The following is a 14855-nucleotide window of genomic DNA, read 5'->3' on the forward strand; positions in this document are numbered from 1 at the left end:
TGCCCCCGCGCCTTGCGACGCCGTCAGTCAATCACACTCATAAATTCGCGCCACTCACCCTTGCTCATCCCCGACGTCTCTTGGGTGACCTTTTCGCCTTTCAGCATACGGCGCAGACACTCCACGCCTTTACCGGACAGTTGCGCCCCGGTCATGCGGTAATCCTCGAATGCGGCATAGGCGGCAGGCACCCAGTCCTTGATCATCTCGCAAATCGCATCAGCGTAGACGCGGATTTCATATTGCGCGTGGGCGTCCGCGCGCAGTCGCAAAAAGTGGAACAGGTTGTGCAGGTCCACCTTCCAATACCACTGCGTGTAGATGTTGGCGGGCAGGTTCATGCGCGCCAATTCCCGTGCAAGGCCCAACTGGCCCTCGTCCAAAATCATCGCCTCGTAATGGTCATAGGCGCGGTTGCTGTCGGACTTCAATATCTCAAGAACACGGGCCGCTTCGGCCCCTTGCAGTGTCTCGCCGCGCCCCTGATTGTTAATCACAGATTGCGCCGCCAGCGCATCCGGTTCGGGGATATAGAATTCGCGATCCAGAATGGAATAGCGCGCCGAGTATTCATTCACGTTCGCGGTACGGTGCCTGATCCATTGGCGCGCCACAAACACCGGCAGTTTCACATGAAGCTTGATCTCGCACATCTCGAACGGGGTCGAGTGCCAATGGCGCATCAGGTAGCGGATCAATCCTTCGTCGTTCTGGACGGATTTCGTGCCCTTGCCATAGGACACACGCGCCGCCTGGCAGATTGCGGAATCATCACCCATATAATCAATGACGCGGACAAAGCCGTGGTCCAGAACGGGCTGCGCCTTGTACAGATGCGCCTCCATTCCGGGCACGGTCGCGCGCAATGTCGGTTGGGGATGTGCGCGCAACGCGTCGATTTCGGCAAGCTGTTCAGGGCTAAGCGGCATTGGGCGCGTCCTTTTATCCACAGAATCTCTCAGGTCTCCACCTTATATGGTGGATCAGCATACGGGAACCACCATATGCGGATGAACCGAGCGGTTTTTTGGTCGGTGTATGCTCCGGATCAGGGCATCCCACCCCACCAGCAATGACAAATCTGTGTTTTGATGCCGCGTTGGCGTCGTGGGTTTTGACAGTCGCGTATTTGACCTTAAGGTTGGGGCAAGTATGCGCCGGATCTTACCTCTTTCTCGGGCCGGTTTGCGCAAGTCGGGATCGGGATCCACCCAGCGCACAGTCGTTAACATCAAAGGAATATCAATGCCCCTCAAATACTTACACACGATGGTGCGTGTCAAAGACCTTGACGCAACGATAGCTTTTTTCAAGCTGCTTGGGCTTGAGGAAACGCGGCGCATGGATCACGAAGGCGGGCGGTTTAGCCTGATTTTCATGGCACCGCCGGATCAGCCTGAATGCCCGGTTGAGCTGACCTATAACTGGGACGGCGATGAGGGATTGCCCTCTGACAGCCGCCATTTCGGGCACCTCGCCTACAGTGTCGATAATATCTATGAAGTATGCCAGACGCTGATGGACAATGGCGTCACCATCAATCGCCCGCCCCGCGACGGGCACATGGCCTTTGTCCGCTCGCCCGACAATATCTCGATCGAGTTGTTGCAGGACGGCGACAGCCTTGCACCGGCCGAGCCTTGGGCCAGCATGGAAAACACAGGCCATTGGTAAGGGCGGCGGCCATTTTGGCCGCATGTGTTGCGGCATCACCAGCGACGGCCTGTCGTTTGGCGCTTTTGCTTGCGCTGGACGTGTCGTCGTCAGTGGATGCTGCCGAAGATCAATTGCAGCGCGGCGGCTTGGTGGCTGCGCTGATCGCCCCCGAGGTGCAGGCCGCTTTCTTTGCGAACGACTCGCCCGTCGCCTTGGGCGTCTACGAATGGTCCGGTCGCTACAATCAGGAGGTGGTGCTGGACTGGGTCGTGATCGACAGCGAGGCGGCCTTGGTGACAGCCGCTGAACAGATCGCAGCCAGCACCCGGTCGCACAACGAATTTCCGACGGCCATGGGCTATGCGTTGGGCTTTGGCGCGCAGATGCTCGAACGGGCACCGTCCTGTCTCTACCAGACCATCGACATGGCCGGAGACGGTCAGAACAACGAAGGCTTTGGCCCACAGCTGGCTTATCGGGAGTTTGCCTTTCGCGACATCACCGTGAACGGGCTGGTGGTGAATGCGGCTGAATTTACCTCGGAAACCATGCTGATCGAGTTCTACAAGCGCGAAGTGCTCTGGGGACCAGGCGCGTTTCTGGAAGTGGCGCAGGGGTTTGAGGATTATGAGCGTGCGATGCGCCGCAAGTTGGAGCGGGAACTGACCCCGCCCGTGATCGGCACACTGCCAACCGCCCGGATCAAAGGGTGAGGGCCCGTCTGATCCCTGTCGTCGCCTTGTGCCTGAGCGCGGGAGTTGCGGATGCGGCATGCCGCCAAGCGCTTGCCTTGGGGCTGGATGTGTCAGGGTCGGTTGATGCGCGTGAATACAGATTGCAGATGGATGGGCTGGCAGCCGCTCTGGACAGCGCCAGAGTGCGCCAGGCCCTGTTGATCATGCCCGACACGCCCGTTGAGTTGCTTGTCTATGAGTGGAGCGGCCCGGAGGATCCGACGGTCATTCTGCCATGGACGGCGGTGGTGAATGAACCTGCGTTGAATACGATAATCGGGGCCTTGAGGGCCACCGAACGACGGCAGGCGACACCTGGCACAGCCCTTGGTCTGGCAATGCGTGAAGGCGTTGCGCATCTGAATGAGCGCCCCGAGTGCTGGAAACGCACCCTTGATTTGTCAGGAGACGGAAAATCCAACCTTGGCCCACGCCCGGTTGATGTGAAACCCGAGATCGAACCCACTGGCATCACAATCAATGCGCTTGTGATCGGGGTAGACGCGCCATCCTTGGGGGACACGCGCCAAGCGGAAATTTCCGGACTGTCGGCCTATTTCCAGTCCAATGTGATCGTCGGCTCTGACAGCTTTGTCGAGACCGCTCTTGGGTTTGAGGACTACGGCCTCGCCATGGCACGCAAACTCGAACGAGAGCTGGAAACGATTATCCTTGGCCAGGTGACCCCTTAGTAGATGTAGCGGATCTGGTCCGTCCAATACCGTTCCATCCGTTTGAGGGAGGCGGTGATGTCGATGATACCTTCAGGACCAAGCACGCCCTTCGATTGCAGCCCTTCGGCGTGGCGCTCGAACAACTCCGCCACCACATCGCGGATATGCCGCCCCTTCTCAGTCAACTTCACACGTACCGACCGACGATCAATCTCGCATCGCTGATGGTGCATATACCCCATCTCGACCAGCTTTTTCAGATTGTAGCTGACATTGGAGCCTTGATAGTACCCACGGCTTTTCAATTCGCCCGCGGTAACCTCGTTATCGCCAATATTGAACAGCAACAGCGCTTGCACCGCGTTGATTTCCAGCACGCCAACGCGTTCGAATTCATCCTTGATCACATCCAGCAACAGCCGATGAAGGCGTTCGACAAGCGACAGCGCCTCAAGGTAGCCGATCATAAAACCGGCGTCTTTCTTTGGTGTGTCGACCATGCCAGACATCTGGCTGATCGGGTCCTGAATGCTCATCCGCCTTCTCCGACTTGGACTGCTCGGGACCAGAAGATGACGGTGATTCGGAAATATTCAGTTAAGCGTGAATTGAGCGCAGCACTTAGCTTTGGAACGTCTTGGAAATATCTGAAATCAAATCAGAAAACTCGTCGGGGGCAGCTTCCTGACCTGTCACCCAACGGTAAAGATCCTGATCATTCTCGTTCAGCATCGCGTCATAGGTGTGCAGCGCCGCATCGTCCATGTCCTTCAGGTTGCGCGCCGCATATTCGGTCAGGATCAAGTCCATCTCCTTGATCCCGCGCCGCATCGAGCGCATGTGCAGCCGCTTGAGCCGGTGTTCATGCAGTTCTTCAGTCACGGGCACTGCCCACCACCCCGGCCGAACGCAGACGTTTTTCAAGGCGTCCCACCTGTTCGGCGCGGGCCAACAGATCTGCACGCAGATCCCGCAGTTCGGTCAGAATATCGCGCAACTCGTTGCTGAGCGGTTCAGCTTCGGCCGGGCCATCCAGACCCTCGCCCTCACCATTGATCAGCCACATCATCGACACGTTGAGCAAACCGGCCATGATCGACAGCCGGTTGGCACGTGGCTCGCTCAGATCGTCTTCCCATGCGCGCAGGGTCGCAACCCGCACGCCCAGGCGTTTGGCCAGTTGTTTTTGGGTCATGCCCGCCTGCTCGCGTGCCCCTGACACCCGATCCCCAAAGGTTGCCGCCTCGGCGCTGTACCAGTCTTGCGTATCGTCCATGCCCATGCCCAAATCTCCGTTTCCCGTGTTCCAATAAGGGTGACCAGCGCTTGATCGGCGCGATTTGGCCCCCTATGAGGGTCGCGACCCTTCTAACGCCCCGAGGCCAAAATGACATTCCTTTCCGCGACACTCGACCGCGTCAAACCGTCCCCGACCATCGCTGTCACCACAAAGGCCGCCGAGCTGAAGGCCGCAGGTCGCGATGTAATCGGCCTTGGCGCGGGCGAGCCGGATTTCGACACGCCACAGAACATCAAGGATGCGGCCGTCGTTGCCATCGCCCTGGGAAAAACAAAGTATACCGCCGTTGATGGTATTCCAGAGCTCAAGCAGGCGATTGTCGACAAATTCAAGCGCGACAATGATCTGACCTATACTGCGGCCCAGGTGACCGTGGGCACAGGTGGCAAGCAGGTGCTGTATAACGCCCTGATGGCGACCCTGAACGCGGGTGACGAGGTGATTGTGCCCGCACCCTATTGGGTGAGTTACCCCGACATGGTGCTGCTAGCCGGCGGCACACCTGTGACCGTCGAATGCGGCATCGAAAGCGCGTTCAAAATGACCGCAGATCAGTTGGAAGCGGCGATCACCCCCAAGACCAAGTGGCTGATCTTCAACTCCCCTTCCAACCCCACAGGTGCGGGATACACACGCAGCGAACTCAAGGCACTGACAGACGTGTTGATGCGCCACCCGCATGTGTGGGTAATGACGGATGATATGTATGAACATCTGGCCTATGATGACTTTGAATTCTGCACGCCCGCGCAGGTCGAACCGGGGCTATATGAGCGTACATTGACCGTCAACGGGGTCTCCAAGGCCTATGCGATGACCGGCTGGCGGATTGGCTACGCGGCGGGACCCGAAGCGTTGATCAAGGCGATGCGCAAGGTACAGTCACAGTCGACCTCGAACCCCTGTTCGATCAGCCAACATGCCGCTGTCGAAGCATTGAACGGACCGCAGGACTTCCTTGCACCCAACAACGAAATATTCGTACGCCGCCGCAATCTGGTGGTCGGGATGCTGAACGCCATCGAAGGCATGGAGTGCCCGGTGCCCGAGGGCGCATTCTACGTCTACCCCTCGATCAAGGGGCTGATCGGCAAGACCTCTGCCGCAGGCACGGCCATCGACAATGACGAGGTGTTCGCCACGGCCCTGCTTGAGGAAACCGGTGTGGCTGTGGTTTTTGGCGCGGCATTCGGGGTATCGCCAAACTTTCGCGTCAGTTACGCTACGTCCGACGAGGCCCTGAAAGAGGCCTGCACCCGCATCCAGACATTCTGTGCGGGTCTGACGTAACGGGGGACAATATGGGCGCTGAGCTTCCGGAATATTACTTTCGCGTGCGCGAAAACGGCGCGGCGGTGTTTCGGGTCGACACCGAAAACCGACAACGCCGGATCGAGATGGACCAGATCGCGGTCATCAACATCCGCAACGGAGAGATCAAACCGCATGGGGATCGGACCCTGTCCGAAGCGGATCTGGACCGGATCAAGGGGTGGATGGCCGAACGTTCAGAGGTACTGGCGCACCGCGATATCGACGACATTCACCGGGCGGTGGATTACCTTAATCTGACCACCCAATGGGCACAGTCCAAGGCCAGCGATGCGCAACTTGAAAGCGTCACCGATGCGCTGCTGTTGGCGATGCACGACTTGCGCTCAGTTTTGGTACGCAAGAAAGCCGACCGGCTGATAAGCGCCTCGAAAGAGTAGCCCGCATGGGACGGCGGGCGGGGTGTCTTTACGGCCCCGTTCAGGGGACGGAAACAGCGTTCGTCCCGACGCTCCGCTCAAGCCGGGGCAAGGACACCCGCCAAAAGCGGTGCATCAAGGCCACCCCCGCGCAGGCCAGCCCCACAACAAGGCCCAGCCACACGCCAACCCCGTCCCAGCCCAGCACAAAGCCAAGCACATAGGACGCAGGCATGCCCACCCCCCAATAGGACAGGCCCGCAATGATCATCGGCACTTTGGTGTCCTGCACCCCGCGCAGCAGGCCCAAGGCAACCACCTGCGCCCCGTCCACAAGCTGGAACAGGGCGGCGAGCGCCATCAGCACCACACCAATGGCCAAAATCTGGGCCTTGGCCGGTTCATCATCTTTCATAAACAGCGCAATCAGCGGTTCGGGTGCCACCACGAACAGCACAATGGTCATCAGCGCCATCGCGAGGCTCATCGCGATCACCATACGTGCACCGCGCACCATATGGGCAAGATCCCCATGCCCATAGGCATTGCCCGCCCGGATCGTGGCCACATTGGAAAGCCCCAGATGCACCATGAAGGTGATCGAGGCGAGTTGCAGCGCAATCCCGTGCGCCGCCAGCGGAATGGTCCCGAGCCAGCCCATCATCATGGCCGAGGCGGCAAACAGCCCCACCTCGCTCAGGTTCGTCAGACCAATGGGCCAGCCAAGGCGGAACACACGGCCCAGCATATCCCAATCAGGGCGCCACAGCCGATTGAGAATGCCATGTTCGGGCAGGATCACGACTGCATAGCCCACGATCCCAACCAGCATCACCGCTTGGGTCACGAGCGAGGCGACAGCCGCACCCGCGATCCCCATCTCGGGTGCACCCCAGTTGCCAAAGATAAATGCGTAATTGGCCAGCGCATTGGCCACCGCCCCCACCAGCGTGATCCACAACACGATCTGGGTGCGCTCAAGGGCGGCCAGATAGCTTTTGAAGGTCATAATGATCAGGGCCGGGATGATCCCCCACCCGGCGATCATCAGGTATGCGGCCCCGTCGCGGGCCACCTGCCCGGTCTGCCCAAGGGCCAGCAGGACCGGTTCAGACCAGATCATCAACGGCATCGCCAGTGCTGCAAAGCCAAGGCTCAGCCACAGGCCCATGCGGGTGGCACGGCGCAGGTTCACCTCGTCGTCCTCGGCATGATAGGACGCCACCATGGGCATCACCGCCCAGGCAAAGCCCGACCCCATCAGATACAGCACAAAAAACCACGACCCCGCCATGGTCTGGGCGGCCAGCTCGTCCACCCCGTACCACCCCAGCATAACCGTGTCGGTCACACCGATAGCGACCTGCCCCAGATGCCCGCCAATCAGCGGCAGCCCAAGGACAAGAACGGCCCGCGCATGGGCGGGATATGGCATGAAACGGGTGGACATGGCCCACCCTTACGCCTGCTTTTTGCGCAAAGAAAGCCCCTGTCTGTCCAAGGGTGACAGGACGCCGCCCTGAACCACCCGCAGCTAGATCAGGGGCAGCAACAGCATGGTGGCAACCAGCGCGATCAGACCACCAGCGACCACCTCGATCATCGCCATCGCCCGCGCAGCACCCGGCCCATTCCAGTCAGCAAGGACGGACTGACGCGCACCGACAGCGGCCACCGCGACAAGCACGGTGACGCTGGCCGTGCCCAGCCCCATCACAAAGGCCCCCGCAATGCCCGCCCACGGGATGCCAAGACCAAAACACAGGATCAGCAGGAACACCGCCCCCGTGCAGGGTCGAATGGCGATGGAGCCGACAATGGCCAGCGCATCACGCACCGACCTCACGGCAGCCGCCTCATCCGGTGTAGGGGCGTGGGCGTGACCGCAGGTGTGACAGTGGCCGTGATCATCAATGTCATGGGACGGGGGCCTGGTCGCAACCACACGGCGCAGCCCGCGCACAAACAACCAGACCCCCACCAGCGCGATGGCGGCATAACTGGCGGGCGCAAGGACCAGTTCGGTCGTCTCGGTCATCTCGACCCGGCCCCATCCCAGCACCGACGCCCCGAGTGCGACCAGAACGATGGCGGTAACCGCCTGCGCAAGCGAGGACGCCAGCGCCAAACCTGAAAGCCGCCACGCCGTCACCCGCGCCGCAGCCCCATATCCACCAATCACCAGCTTGCCGTGACCGGGCCCCGCCGCATGGAAGAACCCGTAAGCGGCACACAGGCCCATCAATGCGATCCATGCCCCCGGCTCACCCGCCCGGACGGCGCGCAATCCACCTGCCAATGCATTCTGGGTTTCGCGCTGCTGCGCAGCGGCCCATGATGCAATGTCACTCATCCCGCCAAATGCAAACAGCCAGATCGACAGGGTCGCGCCGACCACCAGGACCCCGGTCTTTAGCCCGTGCATGACAAGGTCACAGTGTCGGCAAAGGCCTCGCCCACCGCCGGGTAGTCTTCGGTCTCGGGATCGTAATCACCGCCATAGAGCAACTCTTCGGCCAGCGAATAGGCCGCATCGAGGTCAACGGGGATCACCTCCGCCTTGCAGGGGCCATCGACCACCACCGGGCCGACCAGCGTGTAGGCGGTGTAGAATGTCGGATCATAGGCCCGGATCACCACACCATCCGCGCGCCCCGAAACGGGGCGAAAGTGCGTGCTCGTGATGCGACCCTCCGCCACGGTCGTGCCGCGCCCCTCGGGGCGGCCAAGTTCAATCGGCGTGCCATCACGCAACAGGTAGGCATCACCCTCGAACCCGTCGATCCATTGCAGATCGAACCCATCCAATCGGCGCACCTCGTCCGGGCGCAACCGGCTGTCGCCATCCTGATCGAGCCCCAGATCCGCAAACAGCAAGAGCGAGTAGAAATCATCATAGGTCCAGCTGACCTCGATCCCTTCAAGCATGCCCTCCGCATTCGTCACAACACGCAAGGTCGTGTCCACAAAGACATGGGGATGGGCGGGGGCCACCACGGGCACCGCGCCAAGGGCCGCGGCCAAGGTGAAACTGGGAAGCATGCGCATGGGCAAGATGTAGGCGGCAGGCCCGCCACGCTCAAGCCCCTGATTGACGCAGCGGCGGAATTTGCCCGCAACCCAAGGGATGATCCGTAACCGCTTGATCCCGCCCGCTGCTCTGTCACAGTGGCCGTGTAAACTTGTTGTCTCGCATTGTGCCTGTCCTCCCGATCTCAAAATGCCGACCAAAAGGACCTCCGACATGACCCGCAAATCCGCCCTCGCCGTTGCTGCCACATTGTCTCTTGTGGCCCCTGCCGCACTGGCCAACCCCATTGACCAGATCCGGCCCGATGCGCCTGAGCTTGCGGCCTTTGGACTGTTTCCGATTGGCGTGCAAACGCTGCGCGCCACCATACCGGACACGATCGATGTGTTGAATGTCGATGGCAAGAACGTGCCGCGCTATGACCGTCCTATGACGCTTGAGGTCTGGTATCCGGCAGCGCTCGGCACCGCCCAAGGGGGCACATATACGGCCAATCTGCGCGATGGCGTCACCCAAGTGACCCTGACGGGCCGGGCCGCGCGCGACGCAGCCCCCGCCGAAGATGCACAATTTCCGCTGATCGTGATCAGTCACGGATATCCCGGCAACCGCTACCTGATGAGCCATCTGGGCGAAAACCTCGCCTCCAAGGGCTATGTCACCGTCTCGATCGACCACACCGACAGCACCTATGCCGATCAGGGCGCATTCGGGTCGACCTTGCTGAACCGCCCGCTGGATCAGGCATTTGTGGTAGAGCACATGGCCACGCTTGAGGGACCGCTTGGGGCGATCATCGACGCCTCCTCCACAGGCGTAATCGGATATTCGATGGGGGGGTACGGCGCACTGATCTTTGGCGGGGCGGGCGTCACCCAGGCCTCGACCGAATTGAGTTGGGGCACGCCTGCGGGCCTGCTGGAACAGCACGTCGCGATGTCCGACACCCACGAGGCGCTGATGGACCCGCGCATCAAGGCCATAATCGCCATCGGGCCATGGGGCAACAATGCGGGCTTCTGGGACGCAGACGGGCTGGCTGGCCTGCGTGTTCCCACGATGCTGATGGCGGGTGGTGCGGATGACGTGTCGATCTATGACGCGATCCGCGGGATTTTCGACGGGGCCGTGGGCACCGAGCGGCACTTGCTGACCTTTGATCATGCCAACCACAATGCCGCGGCCCCGATGCCCGCCCCCGCCGAAAGCTGGGAGGTGTCAGAGACAACAGGATCGCCCACCTTCGATCACTACGGCGATGCGGTCTGGGACACGACGCGGATGAACAATATCGCCCAACACTTTGCGACAGCCTTCATGGATCTGCACCTCAAGGGCGACACGGACAAGGCCGCGTTCTTTGATCTTGTCCCGAATGCAGACGATGGGGTGGTCGCCCTTGATGACAACGATCAGGAGACCGAGGACCACACCTACTGGACCGGGTTTGCGCCACGCACCGCCAAAGGGTTGCACTTTGAAACCAAGCAACGTGACGAGTGATGCGGGTCTCGCAGCGGATTCTTGATGGCAACACCTTCACCATTCGCGAATGGGGATCGCCAGACTTTCCCAAGCTATTGATGCTGCACGGCTTTCCCGAATATGGCGGCGCTTGGGAGGGTTTGGCGATGCGCTTGTCGGATCGGTTTCATTGCATCGCGCCCGACCAACGCGGCTATGGGGCGAGCTATGCGCCGGACAATGTGGCCGCCTATGCCACCTCGAAACTGGTCGAGGACATGGCGGCCCTGATCGGGTCTGATGGCCCGATCACCGTGATGGGGCACGATTGGGGGGCATCGGTTGCTTACGGGTTGGCGATGTTCCGCCCCGAACTTGTAGATCGCCTGATTATCGCCAACGGGGTGCACCCCGTGCCCTTTCAACGGGCGATGGCTGCGGGTGGAGCACAGTCCGAAGCTTCGCAATATATCAACTACCTGCGCGCGCCGGGATCCGAAGACGCGCTGGCCGCCAACGATTATGCCAAGTTGTTGCAACTGTTTTCGGCCAAGATGGACATGTCATGGCTGGCAGGAGATCAGCTTGCCCGGCAAAAGGCGGTTTGGACCCAATCGGGCCTGCGCGGCATGATCAACTGGTATCGCGCCTCGCCACTTATCGTGGCCGATCCGGGAAAGCCCGCCGACATGCCGCCTCTGCCGCTGGACCGGCTGCGCGTACAGTGCCCGCATCTGTTGATCTGGGGCGATGGAGACACCGCACTTCTGCCCGTCTCGACCGAAGGGCTGGAAGAGTTTGCGCCCGATCTCACTCGCAAAACAATCCCGGGCGCAGATCACTGGGTACTGCATCAACATCCCGATCAGGTCGCCCAAATGGTGCGCGACTGGCACCCTTGAGGCTTTCGCTTTGCCAATCGTCCGTTTCGCGCCATAGTGGTCGCGCATTTCAAACGGATATATTCACATGGCACACAGTTACGATATCGGTCTGGCCGCACAAATGGCGCGCGCCTCCTATGACGGGCGCAACCACGCATCCATCGCGACCGCCCTGCGCCGGGAACTGGACGAGGACGATGTGCAGGCGCTGTTCCTCAAGGGGGACATCTTGTTGATCCCCGGCTCCAATTCGGTCGCCGATTACCTCAAGTTCAACCTGCGGGTCCTTAATATCGGGGGCAAAAAATACCGGCTGAACGACGCGGATACGGCACAAGGGGCATCGGGGACCATCTGGCATCAAGGGTTCCTGCGCCACGCCCAGGTCATCTTTGCATGGCTCGAACGCGAACGGCTGCGGCCCAAATATATCATCGGGCACTCGCTTGGCGCGGCAGCCACGCAAATCCTCGTACGCACTTACGGCGTGCCGGGGATCGGATTTGCAGCCCCCCGGCCGCGACGCAGCAAGGGCCCGATCAAACACTCGCATCTGTGCCTTTGCATCAACCGGGACGACGACAACGTGTGCAACCTGCCCGGCTCGTTTCACCACATGGGCAAGGTGCACCGCGCCCGCGCCCGCACATCGGTGTTCGGCCCGGATCATAGCATGCCCCACTATCAGCGCGTCATCGACGAGCAACAAACCAGTGGGCTGTTGGGCAAACGCTGGCCCGAGGGGTAAGAACAGACGCCCATGGCCACTTCCCCCGGCCCCGCTGCTCTGGCATAGTCACGCCAACCAATCAAAAACGAGCAGCTGCCATGACTGACCTGTTGAGCGGGGCACCGGGCCCTTCGGACTACGACGCATCTTCGATCCAGGTGCTCGAGGATATGGAGCACGTGCGCCTGCGCCCCGGCATGTATATCGGGGGCAAAGACGACCGCGCACTGCACCATATGGTCGCCGAGATCATCGACAACTCGATGGACGAGGCGGTCGCAGGGCACGCCACGTGGATCGAGGTCGAGCTGCACGAGAACGGGCACGTATCCGTGCGTGACAATGGGCGGGGTATTCCCACCGATCCGCACCCCAAGGACCCGTCCAAATCCGCGCTCGAAATCATCTTTTGCACACTGAATGCGGGCGGCAAGTTCTCGGGCGATTCATACGAAACATCCGGCGGCCTGCATGGCGTCGGATCATCGGTCGTGAACGCGCTGTCGGACCACCTGCGGGTCGAGGTGGCGCGCAACCGCGAGCTTTACGCGATGGAGTTTTCGCGCGGCGTGCCCCAGGGCGCGCTGGCCAAGATCGGTGCGGCCCCCAACCGACGCGGCACGGCTGTGACCTTTCACCCCGATGCCGACATTTTCGGCTCGCTCAAGCTGAAACCGGCGCGGCTGTTCAAAATGGCACGCTCCAAAGCCTACCTGTTCTCGGGCGTCGAAATCCGCTGGAAAACGGCGATCAACGACGGCGACACCCCGCAAGAGGCGACATTCCACTTCCCCGGCGGCCTTGCGGATTACCTCAGCGAAGTCATGGCGGGCGCAACCACCTATGCCGATGCCCCCTTTGCCGGGGCGGTCAGTTTCGAAAAGTTCAAAGTGCCGGGCAAAGTCGAATGGGCGATCAACTGGACACCCGCGCGCGACGGCTTCATCCAGTCCTATTGCAACACCGTGCCCACGCCCGAGGGCGGCACGCACGAGGCCGGGTTCTGGGCCGCAATCCTCAAGGGGATCAAGGCTTACGGCGAGTTGGTGAACAACAAGAAGGCGGGCACGATCACGCGCGAAGACCTGACAACGGGCGCGGGCGCGCTGGTGTCCTGCTTTATCCGCGAGCCCGAATTTGTCGGCCAGACCAAGGATCGGCTGGCCACGGTCGATGCCCAACGCATGGTCGAGAACTCGGTGCGCGACCACTTTGACAACTGGCTGGCGGCGGACACGAAATCCGCCGGGGCCATCCTCGATTTTCTGGTGCTGCGGGCCGAGGAACGGCTGCGGCGGCGTCAGGAAAAGGAAACCTCGCGCAAGACGGCCACGCAAAAGCTGCGCCTGCCCGGCAAGCTGACCGATTGTTCGTCCAAGACTCGCGAAGGGACCGAATTGTTCATCGTCGAGGGCGACAGCGCGGGCGGGTCGGCCAAGATGGCACGCGACCGCAAAACCCAAGCCCTGCTGCCCCTGCGCGGCAAGATCCTGAACGTGCTTGGGGCCGCGTCCTCGAAACTCGGCTCGAACGCCGAGATTTCCGATCTGACCCAGGCGCTTGGCGTTGGTCTGGGGGCGAAATTCAACGTCGATGACCTGCGCTACGATAAGGTCATCATAATGACCGACGCGGACGTGGACGGCGCACATATCGCGGCACTGCTGATGACGTTCTTTTTCACGCAGATGCGGCCCATGATTGACGCCGGGCACCTCTATCTGGCCTGCCCGCCCCTGTTCCGCCTGACACAAGGCGCGCGGCGGGTCTATTGCATCGACGAGGCCGAAAAGAACGCGCTGATGGAGACCGGTTTGGGCGGCAAGGGGCGCATCGACGTGTCACGCTTCAAGGGTCTGGGCGAGATGGACGCGAAGGACCTGAAAGACACCACCATGAACCCCGCCACCCGCAAGCTGATCCGGGTGTCTATTGATGAGGACGAACCAGGCGAGACGGGTGATCTGGTCGAGCGGCTGATGGGTAAGAAACCGGAGATGCGGTTTCAGTACATCCAGGAGAACGCGCGGTTTGTGGAGGAGTTGGATGTTTGACTAGATCTGTTTGGTGGATTTCGTTGCGCAGGCTTAAAGCACACGAATTGATCACTACTCTGCGACTTTTACCACAAGATGATCAAAGTTAGCTTAGTAAATCCCACCTTTTCACGAAGATACAGAATAAAGCCATAGTAGCCTTCGGTAAACTTCTCGGTAATGTCGGGCTAAGCTACCTTGTTGCATCTTCGTTGCGGTCAGGTACAGATGTCGAGTTTACGATTTTAAACTTTTCCGTTTCGACTCCTGCTGTTTATTTCCTCTCCATACTTGCATTCGCGCTTCTACTTTGTTCCTTTTCCTTCAATCATTTGACAATAGCCTTCCAAATAAAGGCAGAATTGAGTGGAAAAATGCTTTTACACGGTTTTTCGATTAACGCGTTTGACGTAATGGTACACGATCAAGAGGGCGGCCTCGGCGTACCAGCGTATCAGGGTCGTTTCTTTAAGCCAGTTTTGCCTATTCCACAGATATTATCATTTCTCCTTCTATTTGGAATAGGTTGCTTTTTGATACCTTTGATAGCTATCGGTTTCTATACAGGCATCCAACTACTGGACTTGTCAGCGACTCCCAGTGTTACTTGGTATGAAGCAACTGCGGCGTATCTTGGTCTCCTCATGGCTATCTC

General features: G+C 60.2%; 16 protein-coding genes. 9 read left to right on the top strand and 7 right to left on the bottom strand.

The annotated features are described in order from the left end of the window. Positions 1-23: 23 nt before the first annotated feature. Positions 24-929, bottom strand: coding sequence for an FAD-dependent thymidylate synthase (gene thyX / locus Q0859_RS09885; protein ID WP_299150448.1), 906 nt, complete (start codon positions 927-929; stop codon positions 24-26). A 316-nt stretch (positions 930-1245) separates the two neighbouring features. On the opposite strand from thyX, the gene Q0859_RS09890 reads away from it, so the two are divergent. Genes Q0859_RS09890 through Q0859_RS09900 form a run of 3 tightly spaced genes read left to right on the top strand, consistent with a single transcriptional unit; the run spans position 1246 to position 3082 of the window. Then, positions 1246-1674, top strand: coding sequence for a VOC family protein (locus tag Q0859_RS09890; protein WP_299150450.1), 429 nt, complete (start codon positions 1246-1248; stop codon positions 1672-1674). After that, on the top strand, positions 1668-2369 hold the full coding sequence (locus Q0859_RS09895; RefSeq protein ID WP_299151449.1) for a DUF1194 domain-containing protein: 702 nt from the start codon (positions 1668-1670) through the stop codon (positions 2367-2369). Before Q0859_RS09890 ends, Q0859_RS09895 begins: the two co-directional genes overlap by 7 nt. Continuing rightward, positions 2366-3082 (top strand): DUF1194 domain-containing protein, encoded by a 717-nt coding sequence (locus Q0859_RS09900; RefSeq protein WP_299150452.1) that lies wholly within the window; start codon positions 2366-2368, stop codon positions 3080-3082. Before Q0859_RS09895 ends, Q0859_RS09900 begins: the two co-directional genes overlap by 4 nt. Here the strand turns inward: Q0859_RS09900 and Q0859_RS09905 are convergent. The 3 genes from Q0859_RS09905 to Q0859_RS09915 form a co-directional block, all read right to left on the bottom strand. Continuing rightward, the gene (locus tag Q0859_RS09905; protein ID WP_299150455.1) at positions 3079-3600 is read right to left on the bottom strand and encodes a winged helix DNA-binding protein; all 522 of its coding nucleotides are present in this window, start codon (positions 3598-3600) and stop codon (positions 3079-3081) included. The two genes, Q0859_RS09900 and Q0859_RS09905, sit on opposite strands and share 4 nt — an antisense overlap. 85 nt (positions 3601-3685) lie before the next feature. Continuing rightward, a complete protein-coding gene (locus Q0859_RS09910; RefSeq protein WP_299151452.1) occupies positions 3686-3904 on the bottom strand; it encodes a succinate dehydrogenase assembly factor 2 in 219 nt (72 codons plus the stop codon). Positions 3905-3938: 34 nt separating this feature from the next. Continuing rightward, entirely contained in the window at positions 3939-4340 is a 402-nt protein-coding gene (locus Q0859_RS09915) for a helix-turn-helix domain-containing protein (protein ID WP_299150457.1), read from the bottom strand. A gap of 111 nt (positions 4341-4451) precedes the next feature. Between Q0859_RS09915 and Q0859_RS09920 the strand changes: the two genes are divergently transcribed. Together Q0859_RS09920 and Q0859_RS09925 are read left to right on the top strand one after the other, a co-directional pair. Continuing rightward, on the top strand, positions 4452-5654 hold the full coding sequence (locus Q0859_RS09920) for a pyridoxal phosphate-dependent aminotransferase (RefSeq protein ID WP_299150459.1): 1203 nt from the start codon (positions 4452-4454) through the stop codon (positions 5652-5654). Between the two features lie 11 nt (positions 5655-5665). Further along, positions 5666-6076, top strand: a complete 411-nt coding sequence (locus tag Q0859_RS09925; RefSeq protein ID WP_299150461.1) for a hypothetical protein — start codon at positions 5666-5668, stop codon at positions 6074-6076. Between the two features lie 40 nt (positions 6077-6116). Here the strand turns inward: Q0859_RS09925 and Q0859_RS09930 are convergent, their stop codons facing one another. From Q0859_RS09930 to Q0859_RS09940, 3 genes are all read right to left on the bottom strand, one after another. Further along, positions 6117-7505, bottom strand: a complete 1389-nt coding sequence (locus Q0859_RS09930) for an MATE family efflux transporter (RefSeq protein ID WP_299150464.1) — start codon at positions 7503-7505, stop codon at positions 6117-6119. Positions 7506-7589: 84 nt separating this feature from the next. Further along, complete coding sequence (locus Q0859_RS09935; protein WP_299150466.1) at positions 7590-8480, bottom strand: hypothetical protein; 891 nt, start codon at positions 8478-8480, stop codon at positions 7590-7592. Beyond that, positions 8468-9103, bottom strand: coding sequence for a DUF1007 family protein (locus Q0859_RS09940; RefSeq protein ID WP_299150469.1), 636 nt, complete (start codon positions 9101-9103; stop codon positions 8468-8470). Before Q0859_RS09940 ends, Q0859_RS09935 begins: the two co-directional genes overlap by 13 nt. A 196-nt stretch (positions 9104-9299) precedes the next feature. Here Q0859_RS09940 and Q0859_RS09945 point away from each other — a divergent pair, with 196 nt between their 5' ends. The 4 genes from Q0859_RS09945 to Q0859_RS09960 all read left to right on the top strand — a co-directional run bounded on the left by Q0859_RS09945 (position 9300) and on the right by Q0859_RS09960 (position 14218). Next, positions 9300-10589 carry a dienelactone hydrolase gene (locus Q0859_RS09945; RefSeq protein WP_299150472.1) on the top strand — a complete coding sequence of 430 codons (1290 nt, stop codon included), beginning with the start codon at positions 9300-9302 and terminating at the stop codon, positions 10587-10589. Then, complete coding sequence (locus tag Q0859_RS09950; protein ID WP_299150474.1) at positions 10589-11452, top strand: alpha/beta fold hydrolase; 864 nt, start codon at positions 10589-10591, stop codon at positions 11450-11452. Before Q0859_RS09945 ends, Q0859_RS09950 begins: the two co-directional genes overlap by 1 nt. 67 nt (positions 11453-11519) lie before the next feature. Continuing rightward, a complete protein-coding gene (locus Q0859_RS09955) occupies positions 11520-12182 on the top strand; it encodes a hypothetical protein (RefSeq protein ID WP_299150475.1) in 663 nt (220 codons plus the stop codon). A gap of 80 nt (positions 12183-12262) precedes the next feature. Further along, positions 12263-14218: a DNA topoisomerase IV subunit B gene (locus tag Q0859_RS09960; RefSeq protein WP_299150478.1), complete on the top strand. Its 1956-nt coding sequence runs from the start codon at positions 12263-12265 to the stop codon at positions 14216-14218. The last annotated feature ends 637 nt before the right edge of the window (positions 14219-14855 follow it).

Origin of the sequence: uncultured Tateyamaria sp., assembly GCF_947497045.1 — a bacterium.
Classification (GTDB): Bacteria; Pseudomonadota; Alphaproteobacteria; order Rhodobacterales; family Rhodobacteraceae; genus Tateyamaria.